This window comes from Fervidicoccus sp. SLHALR4 (genome assembly GCF_058692745.1).
The window spans coordinates 513,624-533,353 of record NZ_CP182483.1 but is presented as its reverse complement, the minus strand read 5'-3'; the positions used below and the strand labels follow the sequence as shown (position 1 = coordinate 533,353).

Here is a 19,730-nt window from a genome sequence, read left to right as displayed (position 1 = left end):
GATTATGGAGGAGGTCAGGCTGGAGGACTCGACTTTCTACATTGAGCTCCCCGGCAGCAAGAGGGCTCTGCTCCAGTTCGAGCTGCTGAGAGAGCTGAATGCGATGAGGCTCCTTCATACTTACACACGTTTCTCCCTAGATGCTCATTCCAATCACATGTTTTCATGGTCACATCTAGGGAGTTCCACCTCGCCCACAGAGACTTATCTATCCCTATGGGGTCATGGGCGGCCGTCGAGCCCAACGGCACGGGGCTCCCATCTAGAGTTGGGGCACCACCTAGGCTTGGAGCACTGCTCCCATCGCCCTGCATAGCTTTAAACAGAAGGTTCCATACAGCCACAACATCTCTGTGCCACAGCTCTCCGCCTTTTGAGCACCTCCCGATTCTAGAGCCGTTTCTGTAAATTATTCTTGAGTTATGTACTGGACAGGTTCTCGATGTATTCCTAGGATCCACATAGAGCACTGGAACGCCGTACTCCTTTGCCTTCTCCGCTATGGCTTCCTGAACTCCTCTGAAGGATGCTTGAAATATCCTGTGCCTGAGCTGCTCGTCTTTGATTTTCTTAATCATTCCTTCAGTAGGGTTCTCCCCCAGCTCTTCTAGCACTATAGCATACCGCTTCCTATAGGCATTTCTAACAATTATGTTCGCTATTTTCCACCTGGCATCATTCTTCCTGTGCTTCTCGTTGAGCTTCCTCAGAACCTTCCTCCTAGTCCTCGAATTAGTTCCATATGCTTTATCATACTTCTCCTGAACCTTCTTTTTTCGGTAGTAGTATCCTAAGACAAGATCCTTGGTGTTTGTCTCAAGCAGATATGCAGCACCATTGTCCAGTATTGCCACGTTATTCTCATTGACATCTACAGAGATGAATCCTTTTGGCTCGTACTCTTCAACATCTCTAACAAAGGTCCAGTATATTATTAGCTGTCTGCTCCTCCTGTCGAGCTTTACCTTGACTTCACTAGCTAGTCTCCAACCCCTATTTACATATTTCCAGAATTGCTTGTGAGGCTCAACTTCAACGGGTATCCATCCCTTGTGAGTAGCAATTTCTATAGAAGTATAGCCATTTGGCTTCCACAGGTGGTCGTCTAACCATATTGATACCCTTCTAACTTTTGGGACTTCACTCTTAGCAAGGCCCTCCTCTTTCAGTTTGAGGAAGCTCTTAGCCCTAGCAGCAGCATCCTGGCATGCCGTGTAAGCGTAGTGAGATGGCAAATGAGGGTAGATACTCCTCATCTCGCGGTACTTCAATGCTTTAAGCCTGATGAAGCTGCTTATATCATTTCTAGCAGCATAGACTGCTAGTTGTTCAACCATGTTTCTGTACATACCTTCAAGCTCAACAAAGAATCTGAACGTTTTTCTCGGAAGTTTAATGCTCTTGACAACAACAGTCCTGGTTATTCTAATCACTCTTTTCAACCTCTTCTAGGAGCTTCCTGAAGCCTTCGATGAGATTCTTCTTCCTGTGGCTCCTCATTCCATAGAGCTTCCCTGCAAAAAGTGTTACTATTGCTATCAAGTCTTCTGTAAGTTCTTGATAGGCATCCTTAGGCTCCTCACCAAGGACAAACTCTATCCTCACACCATGTTGCTTGAAGAAGTACTCTAGATACTCGAAGCCGAACCTTGTGAGCCTATCCTTATATGCAACAACTACAACATCCACTTGCCTGTTGACTGCATAGTCGAACAGCTTCAGCAAACCTCTCCGCTCTGTGCTCAACCCGCTTGCAACATCGCTTAGAACATCAACTACTCTGTATCCTTTAGCTGAGCAGTACTGTGTGAGGTACTGTACCTGTCTCTCAAGGTCTGTTTTTTGATCTGAAGAGCTGACGCGAGCGTAGATGATGGCCCTAACTTCCTTGCCTTTTACTCCGCTCAACAACCTCTTCACTTCACTTTCAGGAATGCGGTACTTACCACCAACTGTTTGAATAGCTCTAATCCTACCCTCCTTAATCCATCTGCGAAGAGTAGGATAGCTAACGCCAAAGATTCGACAAACTTCTTTAGGCCTCAGCAGATGTTCGCTTGTATCGCTCATATTAATCTATCTGAACATATCTGAATATCAATACTTATAAATTTTTCTTCTAATAATCAATACATTACACCCCTCGCGATTTCAGAGGAAGGGGGATCGCTGAAAAGCTGCTCAAAGCTGCTGTTGACAAGGCGAGGAGAGAAGGGCTCAAGATAGAGCCCGTGTGCAGCTACTCCATCTACTACTTCCTCTCCCACCCCGAAGACAGGGACGTTTTGGTTGAATGGTTCAGGAGCAAGAGCGACAGTGAAATGAAGTCTCTCTACGAATATTACCATGCTCTCGAGAGGGGATGAGAGCTTTCAGTAATTAATAGATTTGTTAGTAGAAAAATTAAAAAACTTAGGAAGGAATTGCTTTTTTAATCGAACATTTGAAAACGGATTATCGGATTTGGTGGTGTCGAGATTTGGATGGAAAGGGACAGTTGGTTGTAATAGCCCTTGGAGGAAACGCTTTCCTGCAGAAGAATGAGAAGGGAACAGTGGAAGAGCAGTGGAAGAACGTCTATGCTGCTGCTAGACAGATAGTTGACCTGGTTAAGAGCGGATACAAGGTTGTTGTTACTCACGGGAACGGGCCGCAGGTTGGAAATGTGCTCGAGTGGATGGAGGCTCTCAAGGAAAGGATACCTCCCCTCACTATGGATATAGCTGGAGCCATGACGCAGGGGTGGATTGGATACATGCTGCAGCAGGCCATACAGAACGTTCTCATTGAGGAAAACCTGGACCACAGGTACAGAGTGGTGACCCTCGTCAACCAAGTCGAGGTCAGGAAGGACGATCCGGCCTGGAACAATCCTACAAAATATGTTGGGCCATACTACTACGATGAGGCTGAGGTTAAAAAGCTTGCGGAGGAAAAGGGGTGGGTCATAAAGCCGGATCCCAGAGGAGGCTTCAGGAGGGTTGTACCATCTCCTGATGTTGTTGACAACATTGAAAAGGAGGCCATAAAGCTGCTCTACGAGAACAACTTCATTGTTATAGCGAGCGGAGGAGGAGGAATACCTGTAGTGAAGGATGAGAAGGGAAGGGTCTACGGCAGGGAGGCCGTCATAGATAAGGATTTGGGAGGCCAGCTCCTTGCTTCAGTAGTCGGGGCCGATGTATTCATCATCCTGACGGATGTCGAAGGGGCTTATCTGAACTTTGGAAAGCCCGATCAGAAGCTGCTCAGAGAGCTGAAGGCCAGTGAAGCGAAGAAGCTCCTGGAGCAGGGCGTCTTCGGCTCTGGCAGCATGGGGCCGAAGGTGAAGGCAGCTATCAGGTTCGCAGAGAGGACAGGAAAGCCCGCGTATATAGGGCATCTGTACAAGCTGAAGGAAATATTGGAAGGCAAGAGCGGGACCAAGATCGTTCCCGGCTGATCTTTTTTTCTTTATTTGGAAAAAGCTGTGAAAAAACCTTCAGTAAACAAGGTAGGCCTTTTTCAGTGATGGGTCGGAGAGCAGGTCTGGGCCCCGCCCTTCTCTGACTATGCTTCCCTGCTCAATTACATAGGCCGTCTCCGCCAGCTCGAGAGATTCCTTAACATGCTGTTCGACAAGAAGCACAGTTATGCCGAGCTCTCTGTTGAGCCTTTCTATCGCCTGGAAGAGCTCAATTACAACAACTGGGGCCAGTCCCTGGCTCGGCTCATCGAGCAACAGGATCTCCGGCCTGCTCATGAGGCCTCTTGCAATGGCGAGCATCTGGGCTTCTCCCCCCGAAAGAGTTCCCGCTCTCTGCTCAAGCCTCTGCTTTAACTTCGGGAAGAGAGAGAAGACTATCTCCATTGATTCCTGGATCCTTTCTCTAGCTCTCTTTGTATATGCTCCTATAGCTAGATTCTCCCTCACCGTTAAGCTCGGAAAGAGTCCCCTCCCCTCTGGAACAAGCGTTATACCGAGCTCTACCCTCCTGTGAGTGGGGAGCATAGATATATCTTCTCCTCCAAGCTCAATTTTCCCCTCTCTCAGCCTAGTCATACCCATTATCGTCTTGAGCATTGTCGTCTTCCCAGCACCATTGGGGCCGATCAATGCAGTTATTTTCTTCTCGGGAACCCTGAGGCTAACTGAGTGCAATATTATGAATTCTCCGTATCCCGCCGTTACATTCGAAAGAACCAGCTCCCCTCCCATTTAGTTCGCCTCACACAGGCCTGATGCCTAAGTAAGCCTGGACTACTTGCGGATCGCTCGAGACTTCCTCAGGCTTCCCCTCCGCTATCACTCTTCCCTCATGCATCACAATGATTTTTTCGCTTATCCCCATGACCAGCCTCATTATGTGCTCGACAACTACTAACGTTATCCCCTTCTCCCTGTTTATCCTGCGCAACACCTCCATCATAGCATTCAGCTCGCTCGGCCTCAGTCCGGCCCCAACCTCATCTATCAGGAGCAACTTCGGCTCTGTAGCCAGGGCCCTCGCCAGGTCAACGAGCTTGTGCTGCATTAGGGTTATTTCTTCCCCCCTTCTATTCAGAATGTCTTCGGGGATGCCCAGGAACGCAGCGCTCTCTCGGGCCATCTCTCTTGCCTCATCTATTCTGCTTCTCCTCAGTAGGGCTCCGGTCGTCACAGCATCAATGACGGTCATCTTCTTGAAAGGCCTCACTACCTGCCAAGTTCTCGCTATGCCGAGCTTGGCTATTCTGTGAGAGGGAAGGCCGGTTATGTCCTTCCCCTCGAAGAATATCTTGCCTTCATTTGGGGGGTAGGTTCCTGTTATGCAGTTGAACAGCGTTGTCTTTCCAGCACCGTTCGGGCCTATCAGCCCAACAATTTTTCCTCTTTCAACTGTTATGCTTACCCCGTCAACGGCCCTTATACCTCCGAATCTCTTAACTATCCCTTTCGTTTCTAATATGACTGCTTCTCCCACTCAAGCTTCACCTCCTCTTCGCAATTCTGTTGATTATGCTGCTGAGACCCTCAGGCTGGAATATGCCGACAGCTATTAGAATTGTCCCGTAGAGCAAGAGATCAAGACCGGGGAGAACGGCGCCGAAGGAGCTTCTGAAGTACTCTCCGAGGGATCTCAGTATCACAGCTGAAATTATCCCTCCCTCCGCGCTTCCGAGCCCTCCTATTATTCCCATAATCGCTATGCTAAGGGAGGCAGAGCTGTCGAATATCCTGTAGGAAAAGCTCGCTGCCAGGACTATGTACACGTACCCCATCATCCCGAGGAGGAAGGAGTAAATCAGGAGGGCGTACAGCTTGTACCTCCTCGTATCTATCCCGATCATCTCCGCTGCCAGCTCGTCCTCTCTTATGGCCTTGAGGTAGTAACCCATCTTGCTTCTCTCGACTGCGAAGTTGATGATTGTAGCAAGCACAAGAAATGCTGCAGCTACAACATACATTGAAGTGTAGCTGGTGAACTTCAGGTAAAGTGCCCCTGTTTTGGCAGGAAGGTAGTAGTCGAAGGGCCCCATTATGAGTCTGGAAATGTTTCCGAATATCACGACCAGCGCGGCTGTCAGGAGGGCGTACCAAACTTCCTTTATCCCGAATCTGAATGTTGGAATTCCTATGATAGTTGCTATCAGTGCGGAGGAGGCTCCTCCTGCAAATATGCCGAGGATTGGGGGGATCCCTGCCTTCATCCAGAGTTCTGCCGTGATGATCCCTCCAATTCCCATGTAGGCATAAGCTCCAAGATCGAGTTGTCCTGCAAATCCCCCTATTATGTTCCATGTAGCTACCATTGAGGAAAAGAGGACGACGGTTGCGGCCAGGAGCTGGTAATAGGCGTTTTGCCTCAGCGCAATGGGGACTGCTGCCAGTGCTACCAACATCACAACAATTTCCAGAGTTCGGCCGCCAATGCTCTTCTTCTGAGCCAAATTCGTCACCTCTTCCCGAACAGCCCCCTCGGCCTGAACCAGAGTATCAGGAAGAAGACTATGTATACAACCGCCATTCTCGCCGAGGGGGTGAGGAAGAGCCCTCCCAGAGATTCAGCCAGCCCAACTATTATTCCCGAATATAGGACACCGGATATTCCTCCGAGGCCAGCCATCGCGACTATGACCCAAGATACCAGGCTGAACGATGTTCCCAGGTAGGGCTGCACCTGGCCGAAGGTCATCCAGAGGGAGGCAGAGAGCGCTATCAAGGCCGTTCCCAGGCCAAATGTCAGTCCATAGAGCGCTTTCGTGTTTATGCCCATCAGCTGCGCCACCTCCCTGTTCTCAGCCGTCGACTTCATAGCCAGACCCAAATAGGTCCTGTTCAGAAAGAGATTCAGTGCAAAGAGCGTGAGGATGCTGAGCGCTGCGATGAACAGCTTCGAAGTATAGAGAGTTAAAGGCCCGAGGGAGTAGCTGAAGTTGAAAATGGAGTGGGGGACTGCCTTCGGCTCCGCCTTGAATATGGCCAGAGCTATGTTCTGCAGTATGAGACCCAACCCCACCGTTACGGCTATTTGTATGAGGGGTTCCTTCCCGAGCACGGGTTGAATCATGCTGTAGTGTATTCCCAATCCTAGAAGGAAAAAGAGGGGAACCAGGAGAAGGGCTGTGAAAGATGGGTCTACTGAGAGGTCTGTTGAAAACAGCCATGCGAAGTACGCTGCCAGCATAAGGAGGTCTCCATGAGCGAAGTTTATTATGTCCATGACGCCGAATATTAGGGCCAGACCCATGGCAACAAGCGAATAGAAGAGGCCGAGAAATACTCCGTCAACCACGTTCTGAAGCACTAGCGTCGGAGAGATCATTTCGAGACCCCTCTTCTTTTTTAAAAAAAAAATTACTTTGTTGGAGCCCAGCCCGGTCTGGGAAACACTGGAGAGAACCCAGGTTGCGCTTCCGGCCAGACAACCACCGGGGTCAGGTTTCCATTGACGAGCTGAACCTGCAGTATAGCTGTCTGAGGATAGAGGTTGTCCCCGTCTGGTCCGAACTTTATGTGCCCTGAAGGATATAGCTGAGCCGCTATGCTGTTCGCGTCATTCAGATCCAGGCTGAGAAATGCTGCCCTCAAGTGGTCTGGATTGAGGGGGTCGCTGGGAAACATCTTTCCCGCCTGCTCCAGTGCCTCATAGACGGTCATCAGGGAGTAGAAGATTATGCCGGCTCCTTCTGTGGGAAGCTTGCCGTATCTCTGCTCAAACATGGAAACAACTTTCTGGTTCCACTGGGTTGGGCGGGCTGGGTTGTAGCTGTAGGTGTTGGTGTAGTAGAGGACGGCGTTGCCTGCGGCCTTTATGGAGTCGGGGTCCGTGTATCCACACGCTCCAGCTCCTGCTATGAATGCGAACTTGAGGCCGGCTGCCTGTATAGCCTTAGCGAGGAGCACTCCATCGTTGAAGTACGGCACAGATATGAGGATGTCGGCATTGAGCTGCTTTATCTGATTTATTATTGGGGTGACATCCGAGATGTCATATGGATATGTTATGTGTGAGGATATCTCGATGCCGTTTGAGACGAGCTCGAGGACAGCTCCATTGGCAACGGACGTTCCGAATATGGAGTCTTCGTTGAGGACGACCGCTGTTTTTATCGTTGTGTTCGTCTTCTTTGCCATGTCCAGAACGAAGTCCGCAGCAGCCTTTCCGTGCGAACTCGCCTTCGGCGCTACTCTAAATATGTACTGCCATCCCTGCTGTGTTAGGGAGTCGACAAGGGCATCGGTTACCAGAATCACTTTATTCTGCTCGGTGACTGTACCTATGGCTAGTGTGAATCTGGAGACATAGGCTCCGAGAATAATGGGGACGTGGTATGTCGATATAAGCTTCTGAGCCGCCAGCCTTGCGCTGTCTGGACTGCCTCCAGCATCTTCTGTAACTAGAACAAGCTTCGCTCCTCCCATCGACTTGACTCCGCCAAGCTCGTTGTTGATTATATCAACTATGAGCTGAGCTGCCTGCTGCGCTTCCTGACCGAACACTGCATAGCTTCCAGTCAGCGGCTCTACGAGGCCTATATATATCTGCGCTGGATATGCTGTTGTGTTCGTCTTCGTGACGGGAGATGTGGTGGGGGATGGCGATGTTGCGGGTGGGGTAGTTGTGCTTGGTGCTCCTCCTCTTGTAGACAAATAAATTCCGACAGCAGCAACAGCCAAGATGATGACAACGATAGCTACTATAACCAAAGAAGAGACAGCTCTATTTTTTCCCATAAGTATTTTCACCCACTCTTATAGGATACAACTATCAAATCATGTTTTCTGCCTCCACTTATTTAAAAATTTTATTTCTATTTATCTCGATAAATTTTTTAAAATTAATAATCAGCATTGGAAGGGCTCGTGTTTGATTTTCTTTTCTTCGATTGAAACTGCGCTAAATGTTTCTTAAATGGAGGCGAAGGAGTACTGGAACGACTCTTGAGTCTTTCATTAGGCTTCCAAAAATTACAGCTGAAAGCCTCGCTATTTATGAGGGGATGGAAAGCTCATAAGCTTGTCTAGCATTTAGCTAGCAATGAAAGGGCGATGAGGTTTTCCTAACAGATGTTAGCCTCAACAGATGAGGGAAATCTGTGAACTCCTGTAGGGCGAAGGTTCCCTTCAGAGCAGGGAGGAGGTCAGAGGAATCTATTCCCGTTTTTTAAAAAGAGCTTTCGGTTATGATATGAAAGTCTACTGACTCGGCTCACTGTGGGAGGGTATTCTTCACTATCTCCCCTTCCTTCATCACCATTTCAATGTTCTCAGCTCTGAGCAGAGAATCTATGCTGAGGAGGGGGTTTTCTCTGACCAGAATAATGTCCGCTATCATTCCACTCTCGAGCCTCCCCAGCTCTCCCTTCATTCCAGCTACCTCCGCAGCTGTCTCAGTTGCAGCTCTGATCGCCTCTGAGGGGCTCATCCCCAACTTATCGACGAACAGCTTGAGCTCCATAGCGTTTTCACCGTGGGGGAAGAACCCTCCGAGGAAGTCTGTTCCTGTAGCAAGCTTGACTCCGAGATTTCTGGCCCTCCTGGCGTTTTCAACGTGATCCTTGAACACTTCTTCGGACTTCCTCAGCCCCCACTCTGGTATCCCAGCCCTCTCCCCGACTTCGAGTATCTTGTGAACAATCGAGAGGGTTGGAACCACTACAGCATCTTTTTCTTTTGCCAGCTGAGCTGCTTCCTCATCCATGTATATGGCGTGAGCGATCACCTTGACTCCAGCGTTCAGCGCATTCATAATCCCTTCCTTTCCCTGAGCGTGCGCGTGAACGAACCTTCTCGCAGCTCTGGCCTCATCGACGATCACCTTCAGTTCCTCGAGAGTGAACTGTCTGTACTCCGGCCTGTCCCTCTGGGAGAGTACTCCTCCGGTCGCCATCACCTTTATGAAGTCCGCTCCTTCCCTTAGCGAATACCTAGCCGCCTTCCTGCACTCGGGCTCCCCATCGCAAATGAGGCCTTTGAGGGGCTTCATGAACTTAGAGGTCCTCGCATCCACATATTCGATGGGGAGGTAATGAACATCACCATGGCCGAAAGTTGGGGAGAGCGCGTAGCCTGCGGCGTAAATTCTGGGACCCGCAATTGTCCCTTCCCTCACTGCCTCCCTGAGGTGGAGGGCAACTATCCCTCCCGCATCAACTACTGTGGTGAAGCCTGCGTTGATCAGCTTCTCGAGATCCTTCACCCCCCTGGCAAAGAAGACTCCCATCGGCGTCAGCAGTGGTTCCTTGACGTTGTCGCCCGTCTTCATTCCGGTTATGTGGAGGTGTGCATCTATCAGGCCAGGAAGGGCTACTCTCCCCATCCCGTCTACAACTCGAGCGTCGGGCGGGATATCGACGCTTCCTCTGGTTCCTGCTGAGACTATTCTGCTTCCCTCGACCACTATCCTTCCATTCTCAACTAGATCTGTTCTGTCTGGAGAAAAAATTCTCACGTTTTCCAGCACGACCTTCTTCCCGTTCATTTCTCACGCACCTGTTCAGTTTTTCGAATAGAGATGACAAAAAACGAGATGATCCTTCCCCTCCGCAAGCGCCGGGGGCTCCTCCCTGAAGCACCTCTCGGTTGCGAAGGGACATATTCTCTGGAGCTTGCACCCCCTCTCGGGAGGAGGCCCCTGAAGCTCCTTCAGCCTGAGCTTCTTTCCTTCTGCGCCCGACCCCCTCAAGTATATGGAGGGGAGCGAGCTGAGAAGGTGCTTCGTGTATGGATGCAGAGGCCTTTCTGTGAGCTCCTCCGGGCTGAGAACTTCCAGGATCTTCCCCATATACATCACAACAATTCTATCGCTTATCGCCCTGGTTATTGGTAGGTCGTGGCTGATGAAGAGGAGAGTGAAGCCGAACTCCTTCTGCAGCTCCTTTATCAGGGAGAGGATCTGAACCTTGACCGTCGCGTCGAGAGCGGAAACTATTTCATCCCCAACTATGAGCCTCGGCCTGACGGATAGGGCCCTCGCTATCGCAACCCTCTGCTTCTGACCTCCCGAGAGCTGGTGGGGGTAGTATTCCGAGTATCTGGCTTCCAGCCCTACCATCTCGAGCAGCTCCTCCACTTCCTCCCTGCTTCCCTCCCTCCCCCCAGCTGCGAGCGCCTCCCTAAGTATGTCCCTCACCTTCATTCTCGGATTCAGGGAGGTGTCGGGGTTCTGAAAGACCATCTGGACGCCCCTTCTGTTCCTCTTGAGGAAGGACTCAGCGCTCTCCCCGAAGAGGAAGACTTTCCCAGAGGAAGGCCTCTCAATGCCTGCGAGGATCTTTCCCAGAGTTGTTTTCCCGGATCCGCTCTCCCCCAGGATCCCGAGGATCTCCCCCTCGTATGCCTTGAGGTCTATGCCGTCTATCGCTCTTATTTCTACAGCACCCGCCAGGGACCCTCCTGCCCTGTATATCTTCCTCAGGCCTTCAACAGAAGCGGCTTCGAGGCTACCCCGCACTCCTCACCACCTCAGCGCCGAGCCTCCAGCATGAGACTTCCCTCCCGCCGACCGAGAAGGCTTCCGGAGGCTCTCTGGAGCACCTCTCCTCAGCTATGGGGCACTTCGCGAAGAAGGGGCAGCCCGAATGCCGCGATCCGTTCGGTCCTCCCATCTTCCTGCCTTCAAATGAAAGAGGGTTCATCTTGAAGCCGCTCGTGGGTATGGATGATATCAGGTACTTTGTATACGGATGCATGGGGCTGTTCACGACATCTTCGGTCCTCCCCACCTCCATGATCTTTCCGCCGTACATCACAGCTATCCTGTCCGATGCATCGTATGCAACCCCTATGTCGTGGGTTATCAAGATGAGGGATGTGCCGTATTCTCTCGTCAGGCTGTTGAGGAGCTCTATTATCTGAGTCTGAGTCGATACATCCAGGGCGCTCGTCGGCTCATCGGCAACAATGAGCTTCGGCCTGAGGGCTACCGCGATCGCTATCGCAACCCTCTGCTTCTGACCTCCCGAGAGCTGGTGGGGGTAGGAGCTGTACCTCTCCTCCGGGTTAGGTATGCCGACGCTCCTCAGCAGCTCTATGGCTTCCCTCTTCGCTTCATCCTTTCCATAGCCGTTTTCTCTGAGGGCCTCGGCTATCTGCTCTCCGACCGGATAGAGAGGGTTCAGCGAGCTCGACGGGTTCTGAAAGACCGCAGATATCCCCCTCCCCCTCACCTTCTCCAGCTGCTCCTCGCTGGCGGTGGTGAGATCTATTCCATCGAACAGCACCCTGCCCTCCTCTATCACGAGGTTGTCCGGCTCAAGCCTGAGCAGTATGGATGCGAGGGTGCTCTTCCCCGAACCGCTCTCCCCGACTACGGCGAGCCTCTCCCCGCCGTCTAGGCTGAAGCTTATCCTCTTCAGAACTCTCTCTTTCCTCCTCCCGATCTGGTAGGAGGCGCTGAGCCCCTTCACTTCAAGCAGCTTCACTTCATCCTCACCCCAGACGAGGGATCGAGGGCATCCCTGAGCATGTTCCCGAGCAGGTTGAAGCCGAGAGCCAGGAGGAGCAGGACCATGCCCGGAAAGAGTATCAGGTATGGGGCTATGCCTATGTAGTTCTTGGCGGTCCCTATCATCGTCCCCAGCTCTGGGTAGGGAGGCTGTATCCCCAGCCCCAGAAAGCCCAAACCGGATGCCATGAGTATTGCTCCTCCAAGGTCAAGAGTAAATTGGGATATTGTTATATATGATATATTTGGTAGTATGTGCCTGAACATTATCCTGGCACTGCTCAGCCCGAGCAGCTTGGCGGCGATGACATACTCCATGCTCTTCACCTGCACCACCACCCCCCTCGTGAGCCTCATGTACGCGGGAATCAGGCCGAAGGCTATGGCTATTATTATGTTCGTCATTCCCGGCCCCAAAGTAGCTACGAGGGCTATCGCTATCAATATTGAAGGTATCGAGAGGAGGGCGTCCGAGATCCTCATGAGGATGTAGTCTGCCGCTCCCCCGAGATAGCCTGCGAGCAGACCGAGCAGCGTCCCTATCCCAGCGCCGAGCCCTGCTCCCAGGAAGGAGATTATGAGGGATGTCCTCGCCCCGTAGAATGTCCTCGTGAAGAGATCTCTCCCCAGCTCGTCTGTCCCAAATATGTGGGTGAGCGATGGCGGCCTCAGGGCATCAGCCAGGCTGCCCTTTATGGGGTTGTAGGGGCTTATGAGGCCCACCACCAGCGAGAGGAGAACTATGGAGGAGAGGGATGCAATACCGAGGAGGCCAGTCCTCGTTTTGACTATGGCGTAGAGGGGCTCGCTGAGGATGCCGAGCTTCCTTATCCGTTCGAAATTGAGCTCCATCACGCTCCACCTCCGAGCCTTATCCTGGGATCCACTGCTGCGTAGAGGGAGTCAACGGCCAGATTTATGAAAGCGTAGATGAGGGCGAGCACGAAGATGGCGCCCTGGACCATTGGATAGTCCCTCGCAAATATCGAGTCCACGACCAGCCTTCCGACTCCGGGCCACGCGAAGACCGTCTCCGTTATAACTGCTCCCCTCATGAGGTTCCCAAGCTGCAGGCCTATCACCGTTATGACAGGGATCATTGCGTTCTTGAGAACATGCTTGAATATTACTGTCCTCCTCCTGAGGCCCTTCGCCTTGGCAAGCTTCACGAAGTCCTCCTTGAGCACTTCCAGGAAGGCGAACCTGGTCGTCTTCACTATAGGAGCCATCACGGGAAGGGAGAGGGTGAGCGAGGGGAGCAGAATGCTACTGGGGCTCTCTGCCCCGCCCGCTGGGAGGATCTTGAGCTGAACAGCGAAGAGCAGTATAAGCATGAGGCCCAGCCAGAAGGTCGGCATTGCCGTCCCCAGAGAGGTCAGCGCAGTTGCAATGTAGTCGGGGAGGGAGTCCTTCTTCAGGGCAGCATATATTCCAAGGGGAACGCCTGTAGCAACGGCTATGAGGAGGCTCGCCGCCGAGAGGTATATCGTGTACGGGAGCCTCGAAGCTATTTCGCTCAGGACTGGACTGTCCGTCCTTATCGAGGTCCCCAGGTTGAATGTGAGGAGGTTTTCCAGGTACTTGAGCAGCTGGACTAGGAGGGGATCGCTCAGGCCGTACCTCTCCCTGATCTGCTCAACAACCTGAGGCGGGGCATCGAATCCGGCGAGCAGCCTTGCCGGATCTCCGGGCACAGACCTCAGCAGCAAAAACATGAATATGCTTACTGAGAGGACGACCACCGCCACCCCTATCAGCCTCTTGACAAAAAACTTCGCTATGGACATTCTCCAGGCATCACCCCATCTTTATGCTCGCGAAATCGACCATTTCGTATGGGAACAGAACCACATTGCTCAGCGAGCTCCTGTATGCCACGACGAACGCTTGGTAGTACAGGAATATCATGGGTGCGTCGTTCCAGACGATCCTGCTCAGGTTGGTGTATATCTGGGCCCTCAGCTGAGGATCCGCGGTCGTCATCCCGAGCTCCAGCAGCCTGTCTGCTTCGCTGTTGTTGTAGAAGAAGTTGTTGAATCCGTTGGGAGGGAACTGGGATGTGTGGAAGAGCTGGAATGTGTAGAAGTACGGATCTGGGACGCTCGGCGACCATCCTAGCAGGAACAGCTGGAGCTGCGTGCTGTTCAGCGGTGCCAGGATTGTTGAAACGTATGTTGGCCAGTCGTAAGTCCTGACTGTTACCTGGAGGCCTATGTCCCTCAGGTACTGCGCAACTGCCTCAGCAACCTGGCTGTCGAAGAGGTATCTCCCGTTGGGGGTTATCAGCGTAACGGGGAAGCCGTTGGGGTATCCTGCCTGCGCGAGGAGCTGCTTGGCCTTCTGCGGGTCGTACGGGTATGGGCCCAGGGAGATGTGTCCGAGGGAGAACGAGGGCAGTATTGAGTCCTCGGGAGATCCCAGCCCGAAGAGGACGTTCTTGATGAGTGCTTCTTTGTCTACAGCGTAGTTGAGGGCCTGCCTAACCCTCACATCGGAGAGGGGACCGTATTGCGTGTTTATTCCTATGTACATCTCCCTCGTAGAGACAACGTACTGAACTTTTACATCGCTCCTCGAGCTCAGCGATGCAACATCGCTTGCCGGGGGCTGTGTTATGAGATCGAGCTGTCCCGAGAGCAGCATCGCCTCTCTTGTGCTAGCGTCGGGAACTATCTTGAACACTATCTGGCTGAAGTTTGGTGTCCCGTTCCAGTAGTTCGGATTAGCTACTAGGGTTATGTGGTCGCCCTTCACCCACTCCTTAAACATGTATGGACCCGTCCCTATACCAACTGGCGAAGTAGATATCTTGTCTCCCAGCTGCTTCGTTGCGTTCGGAGCCACGATGTATGCAGATGCAAGGACTCCGAGGAATGGCGCGAAGGGCTTCTTCAGGTATATCCTCACAGTCGTCTCGTTCACAGCTTCAACGTGGTCTATGAGCAGGTAGTTCCCCCTCTGGGGAACCTTGACGCTGGGATCGAGGATCCTCTCGAGCGTGAACTTAACCGCTTCTGCGTTGAAGGGCTCTCCGTCCTGGAACTTTATCCCCTTCTTCAGGTAGATGGTGTACACGGTCCCGTTGTCGGAGATGGTGTAGGAATCTGCCAGCACGGGGATCAGAGTTCCGTTCGGCGCAGTTATGAAGAGCGGCTCCGCTATGAGCCTTATTATATTGCTTATCGCTGTGGTGGTCTGACCAGCCGGATCCAGGGTATCAGCATCAACCCCTATCCCCACTCTCAGGGTTTTTCCCGCGGTCGTCTGCGCCGTTGTCTGGGATGTTGTTGATGAAGTAGTTGTTTTCTGGGCCGTCGACGTCTGAGGTGCCTGCGCTGTGGAAGTCGTTGATGAAGATGTAGGCGAAGTTGCACTAGTTTGAGATGGGGGTGATCCGCCTCGCGTGAGCAGCAGCGCCGCGGCTGCTGCAATCACAATTATAACAACTATAGCCAGAACCGAACTCGTGCTTACAGACCTGCGGTAACCTTTACCTCGCGAATATTCCTTCTGAGAGAGCATGATCTCTTCCTCCTTAGGGTCTTTCAGGGAAGAAAAAAGGTTAGAGGGTGGGGGAATATTGGGTTTATTTTAATAATATTGTGGTGTGTGGGCCCTCCTCACTGGAGGGCCCAAATATAAATGGACACGATCAAATAGTAGAAGTAGCTTGCGGTGGAGAGCATGAGAGAGAGGGCTGCGGCTGGAGCAGATCGCTTAGATGACGCCGAGCCCTCTTTCATGCCTTCCCACCAAAGTGTGAGTGTGTGGATATCAGTTCTTCAAAAAGGATTAAAAAGCTTTATTTCAGCAAAATTTTGAAAAAACGGCCTTTGGGTATTATAAATCGATACAGATCTCACTCGAACTCTATAGTCGCCGGCGGCTTCGTCGTCAAATCGTAGAGGACCCTGTTGACCCCGGGAACTTCCCTAACGATCCTCGAAGATATCCTCTCGAGCACCTCCCAAGGTATTCTCGATGGAGATGCTGTCATGCCGTCCTCGCTTTCAACTATCCTCACCGCCACCGCCCTCTCATATGCCCTCCGATCCCCCTTGACTCCAACCGTGCGGATGGGGAGGAGGACAGCGAACGCCTGCCAAACTTTGCTGTAGAGGCCGGTGCTCCTGAGCTCCTCCTCAACCACAGCGTTGGCCCTCCTCACGGCCTCGAGGGAGCCCTCCGTAACCTCACCGATTACTCTTATGGAGAGCCCCGGCCCCGGGAAAGGGTGCTTCTCAATTATCCTCTCGGGGATCCCGAGGCTCCTCGCTATTTCTCTGACTTCGTCCTTGTAGAATTCGGAGAGGGGCTCAACTAGCTCGAGGCCTTTTATTTTCCTCATGACTACGTTGTGGTGGCTCTTGATCTTCTCGGAACCCCTTCCCGCTGCTCCGCTCTCTATTCTGTCCGGATATATCGTTCCCTGCACCAGGTACTTCACATTCCTGCCCTCGGAAACCAGCTCCGAGACGAACTCCTCGAAGACCTCGGCGAAGGCCTCAGCTACCGCCCTCCTCTTGTCCTCCGGATCCGATAGACCTCTCAGCCTTGAAATGAATCTTTCGGATCTGTCCAGAACATATATGTTTTCTATTCCAGCTTCCCTGAGGGCTTCCTCAGCCTCTTCAGCTTCCCCTTCCCTCAGAAGGCCCGTGTCGACAACAAGAGCGTGCACCTTGTTTCTCCCGATCGCCATTGAGACAAGAACCGCGGCTGTCAGGGAATCCACGCCGCCGCTGACGGCTGCAACCGCTTCCCCGTCCCTCATCCTCTGCTTCAGCTCTCCAACTATCTCAGCTGCCCTCTTTTCAGGAAACCACTCCTCCCCAATCGAAGCAACGGAGGATAGGAAGTTTTCGAGGATCCTCATTCCATTCTCCGTGTGCTTAACCTCCGGGTGGAACTGGAGGCCGTATATGGGGAGGCTCGCGTGCCTGAAGGCTGCGATAACCCCGCCTTCAGTCCTCGCAAGAGGCCTCAGGTGCTCGGGGAGAAAGACAACGCTGTCCGAATGGGACATCCATGCTTTGAACTTCCTGCCCACACTATCAAAGATAGGATCTTCTGTGAGGACTTCCACTTCTGTGGGGCCGAACTCGCCCCTCCACCCCCTCTCCACCCTGCCTCCGAGGGCTGCTGCTATGAGCTGGTGGCCGTAGCATATTCCGAGAACAGGTGTTCCCCTCTGCATGGCTTCCCCCATCATCTCCCTCACTGCCTCCACATCTTCCTCAGCTACGCTCCTCGGGCCGCCGGAGAGGATCAGAGCGCTCGATGTCCTGAGGGGTTCCAGAGCCGTTCGCTTTTCCCAGGGAACTATCTCCGAGAGCCTCCTCAGCTCCCTTATCCGCCTCGCTATCAGGTGGGCATACTGCCCTCCGAAGTCGAAAACTGCTATTCTCTTCACTCCGGGCACCTCAGATAGAATATTTCGAGAGAGCTTCCTCCTTCACTTCTCTCAGCTCTCTCTCGAGCTCAGCCCTGCCTTCTCCATCGATCTTGCCTTCCTCGACCACAGCCTCCCCCTCCACCAACACAAGCTTCGGCTCAGTCTTCCCAGAGTATATTGAGGAGAGGGGTTCGTCGTAGAAGGCTGCATCGCCCTCGAACCTCATGCCGAAGACATCATATCCTCCGGCAGTGGCCTTGCTCAGGAGCTCCAGAGAAGGGCCGAAGATCTCCGCAGCTTTGGAGACTGCATGCTTCACTGTCCCGATCACGAGGGGCCAGTCGCTTCCGAAGGCATCAACGAAATCGAGAGATGCTATTGTTCTTCCGTAGAGGTGGAGGTTGCTGAGGGGGCAGGAAACAACTTTCAGCCCTTCTCTCCTGCACCTCTCCGGCTCCTCGATGCAGTGGACGGCTATCATCCCCCTGACTTGTCCTCCAGCGATTTCCATGAGCCTATCCAGCTCCTGCACCCCTTCATTCAAGTGAATTGCTACTGGGATCCCCAGCTTTCTGCTCATCGACAAGCTCAACGCTATGGCTGAAGGGTCTGCGAATCCCAGGGAGTGTATGAAGATCCCTCCCCTGAACCGCCCTCCGTCCAATCGGAGGAGAGCCTCCGCTGCTCCGCTCAGCTCAACAGGGCTAGGCCACCCCTCTCTGTTCATTACGGTTGGAAGCACGACTACCCTTGGGAGGTGCGCTGTTCTTCTGAGGGCTTCAATGTTTCCATGCAGGCTTCCGGTCATGGCTACGAATGTTGCGCCGTCGAGCAGGGAGAGCTTCAGTGCTAGAGATGCCAACTTGGAAGAGAGCTCAACGTCCTTCCTCAGCTCTCCCTCTCTCAGCTTCAGCTTTCTCCGAGAAATCCAATCGTAGCTGTTCCTCCAGATCCCTCCCTCCCCGACATCTATGACCTGCGGGTGGGCGTGGGCATCGCTGAATCCGGGGATCAGGGCAGATCTGTAGCTTCCTGAAGATCTTCCGGGGATCGCAATCCTCACATCCCTGTAGATCCTCCCCCTGAAGAACAGCTCCCCTACTTCAAATTCCCCCATTCCCCCTCCCTCAGAATTCCCCTCGGCCCTCCTTCCCTCAGCGCCGATGGTGTTATCCTGACGAACCTCGACTTGCTCTGGAGCTCCTCGATGCTCCTTGCTCCAATGTAGCCCATTCCCTGCTTCAGGCCTCCGATCAGGTAATCGATTATTTCGCGCAGAGACCCCCTGCACTCCACGAAGCCCTCTTCCCCCTCGGGAACTCTCTTGAAGTCTCCGTACCTGCTAGAACCGGAGCTGAGGGCTCCTCTGCTCCCCATTCCCCTGTACCTCTTGTAGCACTTCCCCCCTATCTCAACCCTGTCACCTGGGGCTTCATCGCTCTGAGCTATGAGGTAGCCCAGCATAACTGCATGAGCTCCAGCAGCGAGGGCCTTAACTATGTCCGCGGGCTTCTCTATCCCACCATCAGCTATTACTGCAACGCCCTCTCCGTAAACGGCATCGGCAACTGCAGCTATAGCTGTGAGCTGCGGGCAGCCGACCCCTGCAACCTCTCTGGTCGTGCAGGCGTGTCCAGGCCCTATCCCAACCCTGAGCCCTGTCGCCCCCGCTTCCGCGAGGGCCCTCGCTGCCTCAGCTGTAGCTATGTTCCCCGATATAAGCGGGATGTCTAGCTTGGAGAGCCTCGCAGTTGCCTCCAGGACGGCCCTGCTGTGGCCGTGGGCGGAGTCTATCACGATGGCGCTCGCTCCTTCCTCAGCGAGCTTCTCAGCGAGCTCTGCGTCTCGGGGACCGACAGCTGCTCCAACCGGGATCCCCCTATCCCTAAGCTTCCTGATTGCTGAGACCATCTGCTCTTCAGGAATGTTCCTCGGGAGCACGCCGAGACCTCCCAGGGATCCCAGGACCTCAGCAACCTTCTCCCCTGTGACCGTGTCCATTGGAGAGCTTAAGATGGGGATGGAGAGCTTCAAACCGGGTTGCATAGAAACTGAAACGTCTATTTCTGAGAAAGAAACATCGCTGGGGCCCGGGAGCAGGAGGACGTCCTCGAAAGAGAGGGCTGTTTCCGCTTCCCTGAGCTTATCCAAGAACTTAGGCATAAGGGCGACCCTTTTTCAGCCTTTTGAAGCTTTATAGCGTTGGAAAAAATAAGCGAAGCGGTCGAAATTCGGAAAGATATATTTATCCCCGCTCGAGGAGAGAGTTTAAGTTTGGTTGAGGTTTTCCATTCTGCTTGCTTCAGGAGCTGAGCAGAGAAGCGAAGTTCAGCAAGGGCTCCTTGATTCCTCTCATCGCCTCAGGCTCGGAGACCGCCACACTCATCATCCTTCGCTTGATCTGTGGTTTCAATATTTTAATACAG

Annotated in this window: 19 protein-coding genes; 2 read left to right on the top strand and 17 right to left on the bottom strand. The window is 52.8% G+C overall.

Annotation, left to right across the window (positions count from 1 at the left end; translation table 11 throughout):
* Positions 1–14: 14 nt before the first annotated feature.
* Both ACLGLO_RS02790 and ACLGLO_RS02785 read right to left on the bottom strand, forming a co-directional pair.
* Positions 15–1,424 (bottom strand): RNA-guided endonuclease InsQ/TnpB family protein, encoded by a 1,410-nt coding sequence (locus ACLGLO_RS02790; RefSeq protein ID WP_492129122.1) that lies wholly within the window; start codon positions 1,422–1,424, stop codon positions 15–17.
* Between the two features lies 1 nt (position 1,425).
* Positions 1,426–2,070 carry an IS607 family transposase gene (locus ACLGLO_RS02785; protein ID WP_492128878.1) on the bottom strand — a complete coding sequence of 215 codons (645 nt, stop codon included), beginning with the start codon at positions 2,068–2,070 and terminating at the stop codon, positions 1,426–1,428.
* A 59-nt stretch (positions 2,071–2,129) separates the two neighbouring features.
* On the opposite strand from ACLGLO_RS02785, the gene ACLGLO_RS02780 reads away from it, so the two are divergent.
* Together ACLGLO_RS02780 and arcC are read left to right on the top strand one after the other, a co-directional pair.
* Positions 2,130–2,366, top strand: coding sequence for a GNAT family N-acetyltransferase (locus ACLGLO_RS02780; RefSeq protein ID WP_492129121.1), 237 nt, complete (start codon positions 2,130–2,132; stop codon positions 2,364–2,366).
* 113 nt (positions 2,367–2,479) lie between these two features.
* A complete protein-coding gene (gene arcC / locus ACLGLO_RS02775; protein ID WP_492128877.1) occupies positions 2,480–3,442 on the top strand; it encodes a carbamate kinase in 963 nt (320 codons plus the stop codon).
* Between the two features lie 39 nt (positions 3,443–3,481).
* Here the strand turns inward: arcC and ACLGLO_RS02770 are convergent, their stop codons facing one another.
* The 15 genes from ACLGLO_RS02770 to ACLGLO_RS02700 all read right to left on the bottom strand — a co-directional run bounded on the left by ACLGLO_RS02770 (position 3,482) and on the right by ACLGLO_RS02700 (position 19,467).
* Entirely contained in the window at positions 3,482–4,198 is a 717-nt protein-coding gene (locus ACLGLO_RS02770) for an ABC transporter ATP-binding protein (RefSeq protein ID WP_492128876.1), read from the bottom strand.
* 10 nt (positions 4,199–4,208) lie between these two features.
* On the bottom strand, positions 4,209–4,943 hold the full coding sequence (locus ACLGLO_RS02765; protein ID WP_492128875.1) for an ABC transporter ATP-binding protein: 735 nt from the start codon (positions 4,941–4,943) through the stop codon (positions 4,209–4,211).
* 7 nt (positions 4,944–4,950) lie between these two features.
* Positions 4,951–5,910, bottom strand: coding sequence for a branched-chain amino acid ABC transporter permease (locus ACLGLO_RS02760; protein ID WP_492128874.1), 960 nt, complete (start codon positions 5,908–5,910; stop codon positions 4,951–4,953).
* A gap of 5 nt (positions 5,911–5,915) precedes the next feature.
* Positions 5,916–6,785 carry a branched-chain amino acid ABC transporter permease gene (locus ACLGLO_RS02755; protein WP_492128873.1) on the bottom strand — a complete coding sequence of 290 codons (870 nt, stop codon included), beginning with the start codon at positions 6,783–6,785 and terminating at the stop codon, positions 5,916–5,918.
* A 32-nt stretch (positions 6,786–6,817) separates the two neighbouring features.
* Positions 6,818–8,170, bottom strand: coding sequence for an ABC transporter substrate-binding protein (locus tag ACLGLO_RS02750; RefSeq protein ID WP_492128872.1), 1,353 nt, complete (start codon positions 8,168–8,170; stop codon positions 6,818–6,820).
* 502 nt (positions 8,171–8,672) lie between these two features.
* Positions 8,673–9,944, bottom strand: a complete 1,272-nt coding sequence (locus ACLGLO_RS02745) for a metal-dependent hydrolase family protein (protein ID WP_492128871.1) — start codon at positions 9,942–9,944, stop codon at positions 8,673–8,675.
* A gap of 15 nt (positions 9,945–9,959) precedes the next feature.
* A complete protein-coding gene (locus tag ACLGLO_RS02740; protein WP_492128870.1) occupies positions 9,960–10,916 on the bottom strand; it encodes an oligopeptide/dipeptide ABC transporter ATP-binding protein in 957 nt (318 codons plus the stop codon).
* The gene (locus ACLGLO_RS02735) at positions 10,906–11,886 is read right to left on the bottom strand and encodes an ABC transporter ATP-binding protein (RefSeq protein WP_492128869.1); all 981 of its coding nucleotides are present in this window, start codon (positions 11,884–11,886) and stop codon (positions 10,906–10,908) included. The genes ACLGLO_RS02740 and ACLGLO_RS02735 overlap by 11 nt, the downstream gene beginning before the upstream one ends.
* Positions 11,883–12,761 carry an ABC transporter permease gene (locus ACLGLO_RS02730; protein ID WP_492128868.1) on the bottom strand — a complete coding sequence of 293 codons (879 nt, stop codon included), beginning with the start codon at positions 12,759–12,761 and terminating at the stop codon, positions 11,883–11,885. Before ACLGLO_RS02730 ends, ACLGLO_RS02735 begins: the two co-directional genes overlap by 4 nt.
* Entirely contained in the window at positions 12,761–13,696 is a 936-nt protein-coding gene (locus ACLGLO_RS02725; RefSeq protein WP_492128867.1) for an ABC transporter permease, read from the bottom strand. Before ACLGLO_RS02725 ends, ACLGLO_RS02730 begins: the two co-directional genes overlap by 1 nt.
* Before the next feature lie 10 nt (positions 13,697–13,706).
* Positions 13,707–15,431: an ABC transporter substrate-binding protein gene (locus tag ACLGLO_RS02720; protein ID WP_492128866.1), complete on the bottom strand. Its 1,725-nt coding sequence runs from the start codon at positions 15,429–15,431 to the stop codon at positions 13,707–13,709.
* Positions 15,432–15,529: 98 nt separating this feature from the next.
* Positions 15,530–15,652, bottom strand: a complete 123-nt coding sequence (locus tag ACLGLO_RS02715; RefSeq protein WP_492128865.1) for a hypothetical protein — start codon at positions 15,650–15,652, stop codon at positions 15,530–15,532.
* Between the two features lie 116 nt (positions 15,653–15,768).
* The gene (gene guaA / locus ACLGLO_RS02710) at positions 15,769–17,322 is read right to left on the bottom strand and encodes a glutamine-hydrolyzing GMP synthase (RefSeq protein WP_492128864.1); all 1,554 of its coding nucleotides are present in this window, start codon (positions 17,320–17,322) and stop codon (positions 15,769–15,771) included.
* A gap of 10 nt (positions 17,323–17,332) precedes the next feature.
* The gene (locus ACLGLO_RS02705; protein WP_492128863.1) at positions 17,333–18,421 is read right to left on the bottom strand and encodes an amidohydrolase family protein; all 1,089 of its coding nucleotides are present in this window, start codon (positions 18,419–18,421) and stop codon (positions 17,333–17,335) included.
* Entirely contained in the window at positions 18,403–19,467 is a 1,065-nt protein-coding gene (locus ACLGLO_RS02700) for an IMP dehydrogenase (RefSeq protein ID WP_492128862.1), read from the bottom strand. Before ACLGLO_RS02700 ends, ACLGLO_RS02705 begins: the two co-directional genes overlap by 19 nt.
* Positions 19,468–19,730 lie beyond the last annotated feature (263 nt).

Excerpts from the sequence above, each read along its gene's own strand:
- ACLGLO_RS02785 (WP_492128878.1), bottom strand. The coding sequence starts at position 2,070 with ATGAGCGATACAAGCGAACATCTGCTGAGGCCTAAAGAAGTTTGTCGA.
- ACLGLO_RS02745 (WP_492128871.1), bottom strand. The coding sequence starts at position 9,944 with ATGAACGGGAAGAAGGTCGTGCTGGAAAACGTGAGAATTTTTTCTCCA.
- ACLGLO_RS02705 (WP_492128863.1), bottom strand. The coding sequence starts at position 18,421 with ATGGGGGAATTTGAAGTAGGGGAGCTGTTCTTCAGGGGGAGGATCTAC.
- ACLGLO_RS02755 (WP_492128873.1), bottom strand. The coding sequence starts at position 6,785 with ATGATCTCTCCGACGCTAGTGCTTCAGAACGTGGTTGACGGAGTATTT.
- ACLGLO_RS02700 (WP_492128862.1), bottom strand. The coding sequence starts at position 19,467 with ATGCCTAAGTTCTTGGATAAGCTCAGGGAAGCGGAAACAGCCCTCTCT.
- ACLGLO_RS02770 (WP_492128876.1), bottom strand. The coding sequence starts at position 4,198 with ATGGGAGGGGAGCTGGTTCTTTCGAATGTAACGGCGGGATACGGAGAA.
- ACLGLO_RS02730 (WP_492128868.1), bottom strand. The coding sequence starts at position 12,761 with ATGGAGCTCAATTTCGAACGGATAAGGAAGCTCGGCATCCTCAGCGAG.
- ACLGLO_RS02725 (WP_492128867.1), bottom strand. The coding sequence starts at position 13,696 with ATGTCCATAGCGAAGTTTTTTGTCAAGAGGCTGATAGGGGTGGCGGTG.
- ACLGLO_RS02715 (WP_492128865.1), bottom strand. The coding sequence starts at position 15,652 with ATGAAAGAGGGCTCGGCGTCATCTAAGCGATCTGCTCCAGCCGCAGCC.
- ACLGLO_RS02720 (WP_492128866.1), bottom strand. The coding sequence starts at position 15,431 with ATGCTCTCTCAGAAGGAATATTCGCGAGGTAAAGGTTACCGCAGGTCT.